Source organism: Oleiphilus sp. HI0128 (assembly GCF_001635365.1).
Genome location: NZ_LWGG01000842.1, coordinates 1 through 17,794, shown reverse-complemented (window position 1 = coordinate 17,794; position 17,794 = coordinate 1). Strand labels below are relative to the sequence as shown.

Sequence of the window (17,794 nt, the reverse complement as noted above, 5' to 3'; positions counted from 1 at the left end):
CACTGAAGAAGCTTTCGAGATGAAAGCCCAGCGTAGGCAAGCCGATAAAACCAAGTATCGCGCTGCTTCGAATACCGCACTCCAAACGATAACGCGTATACGACACGACTTGCGGCCAAGCCTGCGCCAAGCGCGCGTAAAGAAAAGCCGAAAACGAGCCTTGTGCCTGGTGGGTCAGGGCATCATTCGGCGCACGATCGCTTTCTTCCAAAATCTCGGCATAGACCTTGGCGAAGATGCCAGAAAAAGGAATGATAATCGCCAACAAGCCAGTCAGCGTCGACAAGCCAAAGAACTGCAAAAACAGCAAAGCCCAAAAAATTTCATGAATTGAACGGATAAAGGCACAGCCAATACGGACCAAACGATGCTGAAAACATTGCGCCAACAGCAAGCCGAATACAGAAGAGATCGCCACACCGACCAAGGCAAAAGCCAAGGTGTTCAGCAAGCTGACCAGCAATTCATACCAAGAGAAAAAAGACGGGCTGACAAAACCCTGAGCAATACGACCTAGCTCTCCCCAAGGGTCTGCTGTAATGATTTCAAGGTCGGCAAAACAAAGGCAAATAAGCGCCAGAAACAAAAAGCCGGAGCTGACTCGATTAAGCGTCCACATAGCTTAACGACAGAGCTTTAAGTCAGGATGCTTAGGCACCGGCGTATTATCATGTTCGCCGGTGGGCTGCTGGGTCTCGAAATCGGAATAGATTTGACGAAGCTTATCTGAGTCCAGTTCGGCAACTTGGCAATCTATCGCTAACTCACCGCCTTTCAAGCCGATGATACGATCGCAGTATTTCACGGCCAGTTCGGTATTATGGAGTGCTAAAACAACGCTCTGGTGAGAAGAGATGATCTTAGCGATCAAGCGCTCGGCTTGTAGCTCATCCACCGCAGAAACCGGCTCGTCGCCGAGAAAAATATCCCGTTCCTGGATCAGCGTTCGAGCTAATGCTGCACGCTGTTGCTGACCGCCAGATAAGGTCTCGGCACGCGCTTTCAAGTGTTCTTGTAAACCTAAAGATTGTGCAAGCAAGGCTACCTTTTTTTGAACCGCCTTCTGAGGAAAAAACAAATTCAAAGCGTTATAGAGAAAATTGTGCTTATCCAACTGCCCCATATAAATGTTATGGAACAAAGATAAACTGGGGACCAAAGCCGGCGCCTGCTGACAGAAGGCAATATCATCGGGGCGCAGCTGGTATAGTGCTTTGAGTAAAGTACTTTTACCTGCACCACTCTTGCCAAGCAGTGCGACTTTTTCACCGGCCTTAATTTCTATCTCCAAGTCACGCAGCACGGTATTACCTTGCCACGCTAAATCCTGCTTGGAGAGATGAAATATGGTTTTTGTCGGTGCCCCCGTATCAAGCATATTAGTCAATCAAACCAATGCTTTTAGCGGTATCCAAAATTGCCTGATAATCTTCGTTCTTCGCTTCAATAAAGGCTTTACGAGGAAAACGCGCTAGCAAGTCAGGGTCTTTCATATTCAACAAGGCTTGTTTAATCTTTCCACCAAAACCTTCACCCCAATGCGCGTCCACATCACCGCGTATGCTCCACTGGTAATCCTGGTACTGAGGTGTTTCCCAAATAACCTGAACCTTTTTTGGATCAATCTTACCTGCGGCTAGCTCTTTTTCCCAAACCTTGTAGCTCAACACACCAATTTCGTAGGCACCTGAGTTAACCAAAGCGGCTGTGCGTGAGTGATTACCACTAAAACCTATACGTTTGAACAACGCATCAGGCGCATCATTAAGGTGTTGACGGATATAAAACTCAGGCATCAAGCGACCCGATGTTGAACCTTTTGAACCAAAGGTCAGTGTCTTGTTAGCAATACCTTTTGGGAATTCATCACTCTTTTTTAAACCTGTAGAATGATGCGCAATAAAGTAAGTCTTGAAGAAGCGGTCTTCATCTCCCTGTGCGATCGCTTGGGAGCCTGGCACTAATAAGCGCGCCTGCACACCCGACAAACCACCAAACCAGGCTAATTGAACCTGATCATTTCGAAATGCTGTCACTGCAGCCGCATAAGACTTAACCGGCACATAACGTACCTCAATGCCTAAGGCCTTCCCTAAGTACTCAGACACTGCACCAAAGCGCTGCTCAAGCTGGGTGCTGTCCTGATCAGGGATGGCGGTAAAGGTAAAATCTTTCGCCTGCGCGCTCACCGCTAGGCTAAACAATATGATCAAGGTACTGAATAATTTCATTTTGAGTAGTGCTCCAATAGTGCGTCTTTGCTTCCCCGCAATACAATTCTTTCAGCCTTCTTTGAGAGCTGATAATCGTACATTGGGTCGTAGTAATCTTTTAGTAAATGTTCGATCCACTCCCGGTGAAGGCCGTAAGCCTCATCAGATTCTGAAGCAGAAAATTGTTGTTTGATCGCTCGTGCCATCATTTGCTGTAGATGATTCTTTCGCTCGCTACCCAAGCGGCGTTCTATTCTCCCTAAACTCTCAAACAGATAGTTAGAGAAATTCTCAATGCCCTGCTCTTCACCGTCCCGGCTTAAGTAGGCTTCGGTCATATCAATCACATAGTCTTGAAGCACTACATCGATTCGTTCTTCCAAAGGCGTTTCTAAGACAATTAAAGGGCAAGCAGACATGCGGTCTTTCAAAGTCAAAGGCAAAGCACACCGGCCAATCAAACGACTTTCGTCTTCCAGAAATACCGTGCCGCTATTTTGATGGCGCGCTTTTAATAGGGCGATGGATAGTTTGTTTTCAAAATCTATTTGGCTAGGTTGAGGGGTCAACATTCGACCAAAGCTAGAACCACGATGATGAGCCAAGCCTTCTAGATCGACGTAATTATTGAACTGCTTCAAAACGCGTGTTTTACCGGTGCCCGTTCGGCCACTAATAACGGTGAAGTCCAGCTCGCTGATTTGCGTTTCCATTTCGTCAATCAGAAAACGACGCATGGCTTTGTAGCCGCCTTTTATCAAGGGGTAATCCACACCTACGTCTTTAATCCAGCCTTGTGTGGTTCTTGATCGCAAACCACCCCGAAAGCAATACAAATAGCCCTGGGGGTTCTGTTTAGCAAAAGCCAACCAGGCCTCAAGCTTTTGGGCTTTATTTTCGCCACATACCAGCTCGTGTCCTAGTTCAATGGCACTATCCTGGCCTGATTCTTTATAACGAATACCAATCAAACGCCGTTCTTCATCATCCATTAAGGGTGCGTTGAGGGTATTTGGAAAGGCACCTTTATCGAACTCAACCGGTGCTCGAACATCCATTAGCGGAATATCATTCAGGAAAAGTTCGAGGTAGTTGTCTGTATCAGGTCTGTTGCTCATAGTGCTTAATAGTCAGGCGGTGCAAAGAAGGGGGAGATTATAGGGAAAATGCTTATGTAGAGCCATGCCTTATCTTTAAAACACTAGAACCAAAAGGCTTTAGAGCGCCACACTAATGAGTAAGCCAAGCCCTGACAGAAATAACAAACCCTTACACGCAGACATGAAATGGGCTTCACTCATTTTTGTATGCAAGCGATGTCCTAAAGTCGAACCAAGTAAGCAAGCCGGTAACAAAATTATGTCGATAATCAACAACGACGACACAGAAAAACCACTCTGTGACTGGGCGGCTAAGGCATACGGAACGATTTTAACCAGATTCATCATCGCAAAAAACATGGCAGCGCTTGCCAACCACGTGCGCTTGGGTAATCGTATCGTGGCCAAATAAATATTAATCGGTGGACCACCTGCGTGTAGCAATGTGCTGGTTAAACCAGACAAGGTCGCCCAAAAAAGACCTGCATAGGGCAGGTGAGCCAAAACGGGGCTCAACTGTTTCCACAGCGCGAATGCAATGCAAAATAAACCAAGCAAAGACTGTAACAAGCTACTGGACAATCCACCCAATAAATAGCCACCCGCGATGATGCCGACCAGTGCCGCGGGGCCGATCACTTTTATTTCTTGCCAGTTCACGCTGCGCCAATAATAGTGCATCGTCTTTGCGTCCATCACAATGAGAAGCGGCAACATTAAAATAGCGGCAACCGGCACGGGCATCACGAACGATAGTAATGGTACCGCGATAACACCCGCTCCTCCGGCAAAACCAGATTTTGAGATCCCCGTTATTAACACGCCAACCACGGCTAGCCCCCAAAATAGCGGGTCAAGCAATAATAGGCTTAGGTCATCAGTTGCATTCATCAGAATGTTTTCTCGCGTTATATTACAAGCAATTATCTTGGCGGGAGGTCAAACCAAAGAGCAGTCAAGCCTTCATCTTTGGCCGTAATAGATAGCTGATCTTTTATAATACCTAGACCATCACCTGGCTTTAATTCAAGCTTGTCAGTCGATGTAACGCCAAGTCCCTCCCCCTCAATTACATGCAAATAACCCACTCGCGCTTGAGCCGTCAATTCGTAGCGTTCTCCGGCGTTTAGCTGCAAGCGAAAAAGGCTCACATCCTGGTGAATACTTAGGCTACCGTTGCTTCCATCTGGCGTTACCAAAGCTGTCAGTGTCGAAGACTGTAAGATGGGCATTTGCTCGTAACTAGGTTCAATGAGTTTTACATTTGGACTGATCCAAATTTGCAAAAACTTCAATGCTTCGGTTTTAGATGCGTTAAATTCAGAGTGCATAATCCCTGACCCTGCGCTCATACGCTGAACCTCTCCCTCAGGCACTATAAAGTGATTTCCTGTGCTATCTCTGTGCTCGATAGCCCCCTCCAATATATAAGAAATAATTTCCATATCTCGATGACCATGATTATCAAAACCCGCACCGGGGGAAACCTCATCATCATTGATGACTCTCAGTACCGAAACTCCCATGTGATCGGCGTCGTAATAGTGACCAAACGAAAAGCTATGTTGGCTATTTAACCAAGAAAAGTTGGCCTTACCTCGTTCGTCAGCAGCTCGATAATAAAGCATGACAACTCCTTACTTTTGATGAAAATAGTGACTGAGATCGTTAGTTAGCTTTTTCCAACTGGTCTCGATCATGGGGTAAATCGAAATCTTGTTCAGGCCCTAAAGGAATGACCCCCGTCGGATTGATCGTAAGGTGACTGGCGTAATAGTGGGTTTTGATATGCTCAAAATTCACTGTCTGGGCCACCCCTGGCACTTGATACAGCTCGCGAACATAAGAACTCATCGCGGGGTAACTCGCTATCAGTTGTCTATTGGTTTTAAAGTGTCCAAAATAAACAGCGTCGAATCGAATCAGTGTCGTAAATAGACGCCAGTCAGCTTCGGTTAGTGTTGATCCACACAGATAACGCTGCTTAGACAGTACGCCTTCTACCCAATCTAGGGCATCAAATAATTGATGGTAAGCGTCTTCATAGGCTTCTTGCGTCGTCGCAAAACCTGCACGATAAACACCGTTATTAATGCAGTCATAAATTCGCTCGTTAATCATATCAATCGACTCACGCAAGCCCTCTGGATAATAGTCATCAGTATTGCCAGTTAGGTGATTAAAGGCTGAGTTAAACATGCGAATAATTTCAGACGACTCATTACTGACAATCGTTTGGGTCTGTTTATCCCATAAAACCGGTACCGTAACCCGCCCCTCGTATTGGCTATCAGCGCGCATGTAAAGCTGGTAAGCGTATTGAAAACCGTACAGCGGGTCGGTAACTTCCCAACCGTTTTCTAACATTATCGGGTCGACTACCGTCACATCGATATAATCTTGTAGATTCTTCAGCTGGCGAAAAATCAACGTGCGATGAGCCCATGGGCACGCCAACGAAACATACAAATGGTAGCGGCCTTTCTCTGCCTTAAACCCCTTCTCACCCTGCGGGCCAGGTTGACCATCGGCGGTCAACCAACTTCTGAAGCGACTATCTTGGCGACGAAACTCACCTCCGCTATCGCTCGTGTCATACCACTGATCAACCCATTTCCCATCTTGTATTAAGCCCATGACCTTGTACCTCAATAACGATTATCAAAGTGCGATGTTTTGAGTCGCACTTAACTATCTGAATCTGATTAATCAACGTGTTGGCTAAACAGTCTTGTACGATAAAAGTGCCTTATCAATACTCAAACTACCTGCACCTCTAATCGTTAAGGTTGCGCTGATAACCAGTAATGCGAGCGCAAACTCATAACCGTTAGTTGCCATAAAAAATCCATTTTCAATGTGAGCCGTGACAATCGCCACAATCATAGTGATTGCCAGTACCAAGGCCGCTGGACGAACCAAAAAGCCAACTATCAGCAATAAACCGGCGAAGAATTCGGCACTCCCTGCAAGCCCTGCCATCAAGATACCGGGCGATAATCCAATCGACTCCATCCAACCCGCCGTTCCATCCAATCCATAGCCACCAAACCAGCCAAATAGTTTCTGACTGCCGTGTGCGGCGAATGTGATGCCCGCGCCAATTCGGATAGGTAGCGTGTCTAGGCCCGCAGTCGTTGTGCTGATTTTGTTGAATAGTGCTTTCATGGCGTGTTTCCTCTGTGTTTTGATTTGATGAAATAAGTGTATCGCGCTGAAGAACTTCCAATAAGCGCCAATATCTGTTTAGAATGATCTAATAATTAGAACAATCTTTATGGAACCGTAATGATTAGAAACCCGATCACTATTGAAGCCTTAGAAACCTTAGATGCGATAGATAGACGAGGAAGCTATGCAAAAGCATCTGAAGAATTGAACAAAGCCACCTCGGCCGTTTCTTATGCTATTCAGAAGCTCGAAGAACAATTGGGTATCACTTTGTTTCAGCGTCAAGGTCGACGCTCGGTATTAACCCCCGCAGGGCAGCGAATTTTGCAAGAAGGGCGAAAGATTCTGATGGCGACTTCTCAGCTGGCTAATTCAGCAAAAGAAGTTGCCACGGGTTGGGAGCCGAAAATACGAATCGCGATGGAGTCCACGCTGAATCAACCTGTACTATATGATGTGCTGTCTGACTTTCTGGCCGAACACGAAAATGTAGAAGTTGATCTAATTGAGTGCGTACTTAACGGCGGCTGGGAAGCACTTGAGCAAGACCGCGTAGAACTCCTTGTCGGCGCGCCAGGACCGGTACCATTACAAAAAGGCTTCCGCGCAATTCCACTAACAGACACCGACCTAATACCGGTTATTGCCACGTCCCATCAACTTGCTGAACTCGCCTTAGATACACAGAGGCTCACCGAAATACTGCCTAAGTTAAGACGCGTTGTTACCCATGACACCTCAATACTGGAGGTGTCGCGCAGCGCCGGGCTCACAGATGCAGGGAAAACCTTTTATGTACAAACCATGGATCAAAAGGTCGAAGCCATATTAGCAGGTATAGGTATTGGTCACTTGCCGCGAAAACGTATTCACCAAGCCATTGAGAGTGGCAAGCTGAAGGAGCTTAAGCTTGCTAAGGTAAATAATCATGAATGCTTTATGGCATGGAAACTCAGCAATAAAGGCAAAGGTCTGCAGGCATTAACTCAATTACTGGCCACTGCAAAGTGGTAGGTGACAGCGTCAGACCAACCAAGCACTCCCCTCCTTCAGTAGGGCTTCTCAGACTAGAAGTATAAAAAAAGCCCCGAAGTCTCGAAAGACTCCGGGGCACAACTCCCTTCATTTTGACTGATCCGCCTGCTCTAGAACAGCCAATATGTTATTTACCAAAGTACAGATTGATAAATACAAGGGTTAGGCTAAGTTGAAATCCTTACTTATTGATCCTCTACACGCTGGTGGTTGAAGAAAACACCACCGTCACCAAAGGCCGAGCTGATAAACTCAGAACTTAGGCGAATCGTACCAACTTTCTTAGCACTATCACGACGAGATTTCGCATACTTCTTATGAAAATACGGGAAGATAGAAGTGCGAATTTTCTCGCTCGTTGCGTAGACGTCATAGATAGGCGTACCTTCTGGTAAGCTTTCCAAGTCGTCACGGAAGTCATGAGAAGCACTTGAGAACAAGCCCTTCACTTCTGGGCGCGGAACAAAGTAAACCTGCGTCGGCGTAACAACGCTGCTTTCTTTGGTGCCATCTGCGCGAACCTTCGCCATCTTCTCTACAGAAAGCGTGGTTGGCTTAGTCGAAACTAGTGAGAACAAGGCTGTGGTACCCAAAGTTTCGTTCACTTCCTTGTCAACGTACTGCGACAACTCATTTGCAAAGAAATCATGGTTACCACCTTGGCCTGATAAGGTGTATAACGCCGAGACATTGCGTGAGTTTCTACCGTCAACGAACACTTTCCATGCTAAGCCTGGAGCAAAGCCACGGTCATTTGGGTCACCCGTGACTGACAGGCGCAATAAGCCACACTCTGCACCTTTGAAGACACCTGTATAAGGGTGGCCAGAAGCAGGTTCAAAAGTAGTGGTCGCCATAGCTGCGTGAGCATGGATTGGCTTTTCATAACCGAGTGGCGCGACATCGTCCTTACGATTTACTTTTTCCCAAAGTACCGTATTAATCAGGCCACCAATATCGACATCAGTTAACCCTGGACGCTCTCCTGCATCATATTCAGTACGCATTGCACCGTTCGTCCATAAGAGCTGCTCTTTATCACAAGCTGACCACTCTTTGTAGTTATCTGGAATCTTCAAACCCCATGGTTTAAAGGCATTATCTACACCCGTTAAGCTTAACTCTAGCTCGGGGAAGTGACGACGAATCACGTCAACCATGGTGTTATTTTCTACCCAGTCGATACCTTCTTGCGTGTACACTTCAGGTGTATAGCTTTCAGTATAGAAACGGTCTGTCATCAAACGACGAGAAGCATTCAGGATAAAGACCTGGAAAGCCGTCTCACCAAAGGCAAAGCCATCAGGACGCACTGTTTCAGCTAGCTGACCCACCAAAGCATCGATCTGCTCAATGTCATTGTTATAAACACGCTTCAATTCAGTCAAAGTTGTAGGGTCTTCAGTTAAATCCTCAAACTTGGTAATCGGATTCAAACCAATCTGGCGACGGAATTCGTTGTAACGTGGTACACCACGCTCACGGTCACGAATAATATCGATTGTTGCCAAGTCAATATCGCCAATTAACGGCATTGAAAGGTTACGCAAAAACTCAGGATAGTTGTTTAGCGTCAAGGAACCTGGGTGAGTAATGCCGAAGGAGTACCATAGACGATCGCCGCCCTGATTATCGAGAATATCTTCTGCATCGCCATCACGCGTGTCTTCAATATTGATACGCTCAGAAACAACATTTGAACCGATATCGTAGATATCTACCGCATCACGTAGTAATGGGTGCATACGATAAACCGCAACGAATTCCTCAGTCAGTACATAAGGAACATCATAATTATTTGGTTTGCTTTGGCCAACCAAACCACCAAGGATATGGTCAATTGCGCCTGGCGTGCTTAACTGTTCAGCTTTTTCAGGATCAAATAATGCGATGGTGTTAATGAGCCAGGAATTAGGACCTTTGATATCGTCCGTCACATTTTGGATCAAATCACGTGTTTCAGGATTACGCGCGATACCCCACCAGTTTGCTTCCATCGACAACTCTAATGCAGGGTTGGCGATAATTGCAGGCGTCCATTCAACTGTGTGAATCTTCGCCATCAAGGCAGAGTTGATCAAGCGGGACTTATCAAATAGCCACTGATCTGTCGCGTTTGGATAGTTTTCCTTCAGCTTGTCAGCAATAGCGTTATGCTCCAAGGTGAATAGCTGGTGCATCATGCTAAGACCTAGCCACCAGTTGTCACTAAAGCCAGTAACCGGCACGCCACTCCAGAAGTCTGTTGGCAAAGTACCATCACTTTCAATAGCGAGCTTACCATCTTCAAATGAACGAACAGAATCATTGGTTTCTTTGTTGCTGCCGTAAAGCTGTGAGCCATCCCACCAGTGAGTATTGTGGTTACGGTAAGTCGCTGGCAAGTAAGCATCGTCTTCAACGCTACGATCCGGATCAGCAGTTGTACGTTGTACAGACATAACACCCGTACCTAAAGGGTCACCTGATGGTAGAGGCACTTCGATATCGTTATCGGTCGCATTAGGGCCGTGGCTCACCCAATCGTGAACCATGAATTGAATCCATGACGCCGCAATAAAGTTAACGCTGGTGGCGGGCTTAAATTGCTCACGCTTCATCAGCGAGTTACTGACTTCACGCGGGTTAGGGCTCAACAAGGTACCGTCTTCCGTTTCACCAAAGGCGGCTTGAAGCTCGACGTTTCGTCCAAAGCGCATATGGACAGAACCTTCTGACGGGTTCTCCAGAATATTACAGGTACCATCTTCTGTTCGAGCGGTGTGGCTTCGCTCATCACAGACAATACCTTCGTTTGCTAGTTCAAAGTCTTCTGTCGAGATCATATTGTTCTCGAGCAGCTCACCTCGTTCCAAGCCAATTATTAGTGCAGCGCCTGCTACACCGAGTGTGCCGTATTTGACCAGGGCCGGCCAGGTTACCCATACCGAGTTAATAATCATGTGTCGTCTCTCCGTCCATTATTTTTGTTTTCTTTGACAAAAAACCCTTTCCCTAAGCAGGTGCATATTGGGGGATACGCTCGACCCCTGCTTGAGGAAAAGAGGACAACTTTTGTCAAGTAACCGGCAGGGTAAGGATAGTGTTAAAACTTTAACACCCTCCTAAAGGATGGGGAGATACAAAAATCAAGGTACACTCGATCTCTTAAGCCTGTTTCAGCCTGAGTTCAAACGTTAATAGATAAATTACCGACAATTACAGCAAAAGTCATAAAACATGGCCTATTTCACACTTTGAATAGTGGTATTTCACAATATTTAAAAGCGCTATTGAGATCGAAAAGGACATAATGCAGTCTTAATTAGTAGACGCATGTATGCCATATAGAGTCAGAACAATAACAAGGAATCAGGACGAGCGGTGGCACTATGAATACTCATATCAAGCGAGATGATCTAATAGCACTATTGGATAAGGGGCTAGGCTACCCTCTTGTTCTCATGGTGGCACCACCCGGTTCCGGAAAGAGTGTTTTGCTGGATCAATGGGTAACTCGGCAAAAATCCATTCATACTGAATGTCAGACCTTGCAATTCCAGACCTCCCCAAAGCTTAATGAGGGCAACGCATTATTTGCGTTAATATTTGAGTCCCTGAAAAATATCGCGCCGCTATGGGATGCTTCATTTTTTAACCTTTTTAAAGATGACTCCGAAGTAAAGCCCGAGCAAATCATTGAGGTTTTCATTGAAGCCCTAACACAAATTGATCATCCATTAGCGATTGTCTTTGATGACTTTCACCACATAAAAGCCAGTCATATTCATAAGACGCTAGAACGCTTAATCAGCCAATTACCGAAGCATGTCACATTTGTTTTATCATCTAGACGACACCCCCAATTTTCGATTGCAAAACTAAAGCTGCAAGAATCTGTATTGTTGATAGATGGCAATGATTTAAAACTAGATGAAACAAACCTGCTCGCATTAAATCAAACCATTGGCGGTTCCAGCCTACAGCCCAATAGAGTCAATACCTTGCTCGACCAAACAGAAGGCTGGTTCGTCGGTACAAAACTAGCACTACTTGCCTACGACAAAGTTGGCGAATCTGCACTAGATAGCTTTAGCGGTAGTCAGCCCGAATTACTGAATTATTTTGGTCACGAAGTCCTTAATAAGCTCACTCCTAGCGCTAAACGCTTTGTACTATCGACAGCTATTTGCAAATCTTTCAATCAGGATCTTTGTGAAAATGTACTGAATATCGACTACTCGGCGGCCAGTCTTGAAGAAATCACTATGCAAGAGCTGTTTCTTTCGCCAGAGCCTAATAATGCTGGGTGGTATCGTTACCACCCGTTGCTACAGGACTTCTTACTAAAACGCCTGGAAATTGAAGAAGGCCCCGAACATATCAAGCACTTACACTTCCTTGTCGCCAAATACTTCCTTGAGCATAAGGATCTCGACAGCGCGATCTATCACGCTAGACAATCTTCCGAGCAAAGCTTCTACTTCAAGATTCTAGAAGATGCTTGCGCGGGCTGGATAAAACAAGGAGAGCTTGAACGAGTCACAGACAGCCTAAGTAACTTATCAAGTGAAGACTTTACACAGCACCCTGAATTACTGATCAATCAACTTTATGCTTTATCATTTACCCGACGCTTCAATCAAGCCGGGTATTTCCTCGAGAGACTTAAGCTCGCCTCTACAGCGGGCTCGGGCACGCTAAAATCTCATTACCAGTTCTTTCATTATCTACTCAAACTCTTTCAAAGTGACTCGGAAGTTCTGGCTCCCGATCCGCAATATGCCAAGAACCTTGCAGAGGCGCCTCAAGAGATCCTCGGCTTTGTAAAGGTACTGGAGGCCTATGCCCTGATGTGCAGCGGAAACTTGAGTTCTGCTTTTCGGCTGGCAAATGAGGGTAAAAGTATCCTGAACCAGAATCAGCATCACTTCTTCGAAAGCTTTGCCAGCTTAGTCATCATTTTATGTGACCGATATTTAGGCAGGGGTGTCGAGGCTATTCAACTGATGAACGAAGTGTTTCTGCCTATTAAACATGGTGACAGAAACCCGCTATGGGCAAACCTGGCGACCGGTATGATGGTAGTAGAATATGAGCAAAATCAGCTGGATAAGTCACTGGAATTGAGCACGCAATTAATCCCACTAGTTAACCACTCCTGCGCAACGGAAGAAGTAGCGACGGTTTATCTATATAGCTCCCGGGTTTTTCATATAAAAGACCAATCGTCCAAAGCAAGCCGCTTACTTGACCAACTTGAGCGTATTTTATCTTTAGGTGACTATCAGCGCTTTAATAGCCAAGTAGTTCACGAAAAAATGCGCCAGGCGTTTCGTAGCGGTTCTTTCTCAGTTTGTAAGCACATTTTCGAAAAGTACCACTTAGATGAGTTCATCAATAAAGGAGTTTGGCAGAAATCCGGGCAATATGAAGAGCACCGGGAAAGAGGTGCACTGGCTGCCGTATATTTTTTGATATCTAAAGGTCGCTTTAAACAAGCAAGCGACTTGCTCGAAGATATCGCCCAGTTGCTAGACCGGAACAATATCACCTCACGAGTATTGATAGCACGCTGCAATATCGCCATGATTGCCTTTAGGCAGGGTAACACTGATGCGGCGATCAGTCTGGTTAAGCGCCTCATTAGCCGTTATGGTTTGGTCTGTTTTTCCCGCAGTGTATTTGATGAAGCTCCTGGGCTGGAACTGCTCTTCCAGCAAGCGGTTAATGAATCCAGAGTGGCCCTGCCCACCATTTTTACCGATATTTTTCATACCTTGGTAGCAGCTGGTGATAAGTTCCAAGACCTGATTCAACCAGCTCACCTGCTGACCGACAAGGAACTCGAAATATTTGAGCTTCTATCCACTGGCCTAAGTAACGCGGAGATTAGTAAACAGTCTGGTATTGCTTTATCAACGACCAAATGGCATTTAAAGAATATCTACAGCAAGCTAGGCGTTGAAAACCGAAGCGCTGCTCTGGCCTTGGCACATAAAACACAGCCAGCATAATCCTTAAAATGAGCAAGGATCGGGTCGCAACGCCTTGCCGTCTTCTCTTATACTGACTTATCACCAAGCTCTTCAGTTTATGAGATTTCAGGAAGGCACCATGACACGGTTTGACGAACAGCACCGCCATTACCAGATAGTCGCTCAAGCGATCACTTTTCTTGACGCTAAACAGGGTCAGCAACCCAGTTTAAGAGCGGTATCCGAATATGTTGGCTTGAGTGAGTTTCACCTGCAGCGTGTGTTTACTCAATGGGCGGGGGTATCACCCAAGCAGTTCTTACAATTTCTGACCAAGCAAAAAGCCAAAGCTTTACTTAAGCAACACTCTGTCTCTAATTCCGCTTACAACAGCGGCTTAAGCGGGAGTGGCCGACTTCACGATCTGATGGTTCAGTGTAAAAGCGTGACACCTGGCGAATATAAAAGTGGTGGCCAAGGCGTTCAAATAGACTATGGCTTTCACCCCTCTCCCTTCGGTTATTGTCTGCTAGCTCTGACTCAACGAGGCTTATGCAAATTGGCATTTCTTGACTCACTGGAGCTTCAAGCAGAAGGTTTGGCTGAGATGAAGCGCGAGTGGCCACATGCTGAACTAAAGCAAAACCAAGCGAGCACATTAACTACCCTAAAACGTATTTTCGACTCTGGACCAGCAAACGAGAACAAGTTGAACTTGCTCTGCAAAGGAACGCCTTTCCAACTGTTGGTATGGGAGGCCTTACTGAAGATTCCTGAAGGCGAGTTGCGCTCTTATCAACAGGTTGCTGAGCAAATCAATCAACCAAATACTACCAGAGCCGTCGCTTCAGCCATTGCGAAGAACAATATTGCCTATTTGATTCCCTGTCACCGGGTCATTAGAAGTACGGGGGAGATTAATCAATATCGCTGGGGAGCAGAACGCAAAAAAGCGATGATCAGCCTGGAATGCTGCTCGACGATACCTTCAACGCTGGGGCAATAAACAACGCTCTTTAAAGTGCTCAAGTAAAGCTTCTGACCATAAGCGGTAAGCCTGCGCACTGGGATGGAAGCCATCACTGGCAAAGAACTCTTTTTGCATAGGAAACTGAACACTAACAAAAGCTAAAGCCTCATCTAGTGCTGCCTGTTCGTTCAAAGCACTATTCATTGCACGAGAACGACGCCCCAAAAACCAGCGAAGTGGCTGAGGTAGAGCCGGAAATTCATGCATGGGAGGTACACTGCTCAAGAAGATATGACGCGCTTGAAACTTGTCTTGAAGCAGCAGTTTTAACTCTCTTTGCTGCTCTAGCCAGTGTTTCAGTCGTGTCCCGCCGGTTATATCATTGACACCTAAGGAAGTAATGACAACATCGGTTTTAAAAGCCTCAAGCGCATGTAGGCGCTCTAGCATCTCAGATGTCTTCAAGCCTGTTTCGGCTAAAAGGCGCCACTCGATAGCGCGGTACTGCGACAGTTTCGACACCAGCTGCCCTAAAAGCGCATCGTTCTGACTATCAACGCCAACACCTGCAGCAGCTGAGTCACCTAGAATTAAGATGCGCAAAGGCTCCCCGTTACCTAAAATACCTTCACGGCTACCTTCAGGCTCAGGAAGTTTAGGCGTCACTTTTTTAGTATAGATTCCCTGCGGAACGAGAATAGGTGACAAAGCCAGGGTGAGAAGAGCATCATCGATCATAATGGCAAGAATTGCTAAGACTTAGGCAATATCCAACAGCTTTTCTATGGCTGGTTTGAAGCGCTGAGGACTCAAGGGCTTTAGAATCCAACCAGTTATACCGGTATCTTTACCTACTTTTTTCAGCCTAGGGTCTGACTCAGTTGTTAGCATCAAAATAGGCGTTTCTTTGTAAGACTCCATATTCCTCAATGCAATGGCTAAATCAATTCCCTTCATATTAGGCATATTGTGGTCTGTGATCACTAGGTCAAAGTTCTGCTTTTTCGCCAAGTCGAGCGCTTCCAAGCCATCCTCAGCTTCGACTATTTTCAAACGTTCATCCTTTAAAACAAAGGTAACCATTTCACGAACGGTAGAAGAGTCTTCAACAATTAAAATAGATCTCATTTTTCAGGCTCAGTATTAAAAGTAAATATTCGGTGAGGTGCACAACTCACTTAAGTTTAGCAGCTCTTTCAAGGGTAAAACATAAATCTTCAATGATTGGTTTACTGAGCCCCAAACGCTTAATGTATTTATAGTTGGTTTAAGTGCTGCAAAGGAGCAATGAGCTGTAGCAGAAGAAATCAATCACAACGCAGTAAAAGGGTTCACAACATGGCCGAGAAAGCGTCTAAGGGCGCAAAACAAACTTCTAAGACTGCCGCAAGACTGTTAGCGCTTTCGTCATTCCTTCAAAGTTCAGTACCAGGCTTTAAGGTTTATTACTGTACTGCAAGGCCAAAGTTTAAGCCTTTGGCCTTGTATTCCTTAAGCTGAACGCCAAAGGCCCCGTCTGTATATATTTCTTTAACTCGAAGCGGCTTACCATGCTGATCTTTTTGCTCATTACTTAGATCAACAATCCGTTCAGCACAGCTTTTCTTCTCAGTATTCCTGACAATAATCAGTTTGGGGCGAAGCTTATTGTTTCTTTGGCACGATAGGATAATACCAACTTCGCCATTGGTCAGCTCAACAATATGCCCCGGTGGATAAATTCCTACTAAGCGAATAAAAGCTCGAACAATTTCCTCATCAAACTGCTGGCCACGACAATCGTAAAGAATACGCAAACCTTCCAATGTCGAACGTGCATCACTATAAACCCGGTCACTGGTAATGGCATCGAAAGCATCCACCACGCTAACAATTTTAGCGAAGAAAGGAATCTTTTCAGCAGTCACCCCCCTTGGGTAACCCTTACCATTGAGATGTTCATGATGACAATACGCAACATCAACCGCGACCGGAGGCACGTCTGATTTAGACATCAGCAGCTTGCGACCATGTGTCGCATGTTCCTTGACGAGTTCATATTCCTCGGAATTTAAGGATCCTTCTTTATTCAGCACCTCGATGGGTATATTAATCTTTCCCACATCATGCAGCATCGCCGCAACGCCTAGGTCTTCAAGCTCCTTTTCCAGCAGCTCCAGCTCACGCCCAAGTGCAACAGCCATGATAGATACACGTAAACTGTGTTCTGCCGTGTAATCATCTTTGTCTTTAATCTGAGTTAGCCAGAGCATGGCATTAGGGTTTTTTAGTACGCTTTTCACGCAACTTTTAACAGCTGTTTTTACCTCAGTGGTATTTATCTCCTGAGATAGACGGAGGGCACTAAGGGCATGATCAACTGTCTTCTTCGCATAGTCATAGTCAGATACGGCGACAGCCAACTCTCGTTCAACAGGTACTTTATAAATCCGGCGACTTTTGACATCAGTACGATTCTTTCGTTTTTCCCTATAAGTAATTTCTGTCTGAGTCACATCTATATAAACATATTCACAATACTCATTCAGTTGATCGATCTCTTCTTCACTGCTAATCAGAAAACCTTGAAACAGAAACGGGGTATCAACCCAAGGTCTATCCAATTCTACAACATACATACCAACACGAAGCTCAGTCGTCGCTATCTTTTCGCGAACCAATTTCTTATTGATATTGTAATGGTTGTAATTGTGCTCACCGATCATCCAGGTGCCCTCTACAGTTTATTGACCTTGTTAGTTTAGCCTATAAAAACACTAGTGTTAATTTGCATGTAAAACTGACCCGGCTTTTGCACTTAATTTTGACCCGCCTGAGAGGCCAGATTATGGCCTGAACTTTTCTTTTATTTCCAGTTTTAAATTCGTTTATTAGTAGATTCTTTGTAGCGGTAACTTTCGTTACCTGTTTCAATGATGTGACAGTGATGCGTTAGTCGATCAAGTAATGCGGTTGTCATCTTTGCGTCACCGAAGACTTGGCTCCACTCTGAAAAGCTTAAGTTAGTCGTGATAATCACACTTGTTTTCTCATATAGTTTGCCTAGCAAGTGGAATAGTAATGCGCCTCCCGTTTGACTAAAGGGCAAGTAACCAAGTTCATCTAAGATAACCAAGTCTGTATGGCTTAACCTGTTCGCAATGCGTCCCGCTTTACCTTCGAGTTTTTCTTGTTCAAGTTGATTCACAAGTTCAATGGTCGATAAGAAGCGCACTCGTAGTCGGTGGTGTTGGATGGCTTGTACGCCTATTGCCGTTGCTAAGTGAGTTTTACCCGTGCCAGGGCCTCCTATAAGTACGATGTTGTGGCTGCCTTCGATGAACTCACAGCGATGAAGCGCTTTGACAG

At 45.5% G+C, this 17,794-nt stretch carries 16 protein-coding genes; 3 read left to right on the top strand and 13 right to left on the bottom strand.

Features of this window, described 5'->3' with window-relative positions:
* From A3763_RS13085 to A3763_RS13050, 8 genes are all read right to left on the bottom strand, one after another.
* On the bottom strand, positions 1-619 hold a 619-nt coding region (locus A3763_RS13085), incomplete at its 3' end, for a PhnE/PtxC family ABC transporter permease (protein WP_369823112.1).
* Between the two features lie 3 nt (positions 620-622).
* The gene (locus A3763_RS13080) at positions 623-1,378 is read right to left on the bottom strand and encodes an ATP-binding cassette domain-containing protein (protein WP_068633176.1); all 756 of its coding nucleotides are present in this window, start codon (positions 1,376-1,378) and stop codon (positions 623-625) included.
* A 1-nt stretch (position 1,379) separates the two neighbouring features.
* Positions 1,380-2,231, bottom strand: a complete 852-nt coding sequence (locus A3763_RS13075; RefSeq protein ID WP_068513588.1) for a putative selenate ABC transporter substrate-binding protein — start codon at positions 2,229-2,231, stop codon at positions 1,380-1,382.
* Positions 2,228-3,331, bottom strand: a complete 1,104-nt coding sequence (gene mnmH, locus A3763_RS13070; protein ID WP_068553334.1) for a tRNA 2-selenouridine(34) synthase MnmH — start codon at positions 3,329-3,331, stop codon at positions 2,228-2,230. The genes A3763_RS13075 and mnmH overlap by 4 nt, the downstream gene beginning before the upstream one ends.
* 99 nt (positions 3,332-3,430) lie before the next feature.
* Entirely contained in the window at positions 3,431-4,204 is a 774-nt protein-coding gene (locus A3763_RS13065) for a sulfite exporter TauE/SafE family protein (RefSeq protein ID WP_068633179.1), read from the bottom strand.
* A 32-nt stretch (positions 4,205-4,236) separates the two neighbouring features.
* Positions 4,237-4,941, bottom strand: a complete 705-nt coding sequence (locus tag A3763_RS13060) for a pirin-like bicupin family protein (protein WP_068513578.1) — start codon at positions 4,939-4,941, stop codon at positions 4,237-4,239.
* A 40-nt stretch (positions 4,942-4,981) separates the two neighbouring features.
* Positions 4,982-5,950 (bottom strand): glutathione S-transferase family protein, encoded by a 969-nt coding sequence (locus A3763_RS13055; RefSeq protein WP_068513575.1) that lies wholly within the window; start codon positions 5,948-5,950, stop codon positions 4,982-4,984.
* 84 nt (positions 5,951-6,034) lie between these two features.
* Positions 6,035-6,481: a DoxX family protein gene (locus A3763_RS13050; protein ID WP_068509720.1), complete on the bottom strand. Its 447-nt coding sequence runs from the start codon at positions 6,479-6,481 to the stop codon at positions 6,035-6,037.
* A 120-nt stretch (positions 6,482-6,601) separates the two neighbouring features.
* Between A3763_RS13050 and A3763_RS13045 the strand changes: the two genes are divergently transcribed.
* Positions 6,602-7,498: a LysR family transcriptional regulator gene (locus tag A3763_RS13045; protein ID WP_068633181.1), complete on the top strand. Its 897-nt coding sequence runs from the start codon at positions 6,602-6,604 to the stop codon at positions 7,496-7,498.
* 206 nt (positions 7,499-7,704) lie between these two features.
* On the opposite strand, the gene A3763_RS13040 is transcribed toward A3763_RS13045, so the two are convergent.
* The gene (locus A3763_RS13040; protein WP_068633184.1) at positions 7,705-10,461 is read right to left on the bottom strand and encodes a peroxidase family protein; all 2,757 of its coding nucleotides are present in this window, start codon (positions 10,459-10,461) and stop codon (positions 7,705-7,707) included.
* 429 nt (positions 10,462-10,890) lie between these two features.
* Here A3763_RS13040 and A3763_RS13035 point away from each other — a divergent pair, with 429 nt between their 5' ends.
* Entirely contained in the window at positions 10,891-13,515 is a 2,625-nt protein-coding gene (locus tag A3763_RS13035; RefSeq protein ID WP_068633186.1) for a LuxR C-terminal-related transcriptional regulator, read from the top strand.
* 100 nt (positions 13,516-13,615) lie between these two features.
* Positions 13,616-14,482, top strand: coding sequence for a methylated-DNA--[protein]-cysteine S-methyltransferase (locus A3763_RS13030; RefSeq protein ID WP_068568077.1), 867 nt, complete (start codon positions 13,616-13,618; stop codon positions 14,480-14,482).
* Here A3763_RS13030 and A3763_RS13025 read toward each other — a convergent pair.
* From A3763_RS13025 to istB, 4 genes are all read right to left on the bottom strand, one after another.
* Positions 14,465-15,184: an SGNH/GDSL hydrolase family protein gene (locus tag A3763_RS13025; protein ID WP_068513558.1), complete on the bottom strand. Its 720-nt coding sequence runs from the start codon at positions 15,182-15,184 to the stop codon at positions 14,465-14,467. The genes A3763_RS13030 and A3763_RS13025 overlap by 18 nt on opposite strands.
* A 21-nt stretch (positions 15,185-15,205) precedes the next feature.
* Complete coding sequence (locus tag A3763_RS13020) at positions 15,206-15,574, bottom strand: response regulator (RefSeq protein WP_068508062.1); 369 nt, start codon at positions 15,572-15,574, stop codon at positions 15,206-15,208.
* A 317-nt stretch (positions 15,575-15,891) separates the two neighbouring features.
* On the bottom strand, positions 15,892-17,151 hold the full coding sequence (locus A3763_RS13015) for an HD-GYP domain-containing protein (RefSeq protein ID WP_068553598.1): 1,260 nt from the start codon (positions 17,149-17,151) through the stop codon (positions 15,892-15,894).
* A 152-nt stretch (positions 17,152-17,303) separates the two neighbouring features.
* On the bottom strand, positions 17,304-17,794 hold a 491-nt coding region (gene istB, locus A3763_RS13010; protein ID WP_156495080.1), incomplete at its 5' end, for an IS21-like element helper ATPase IstB.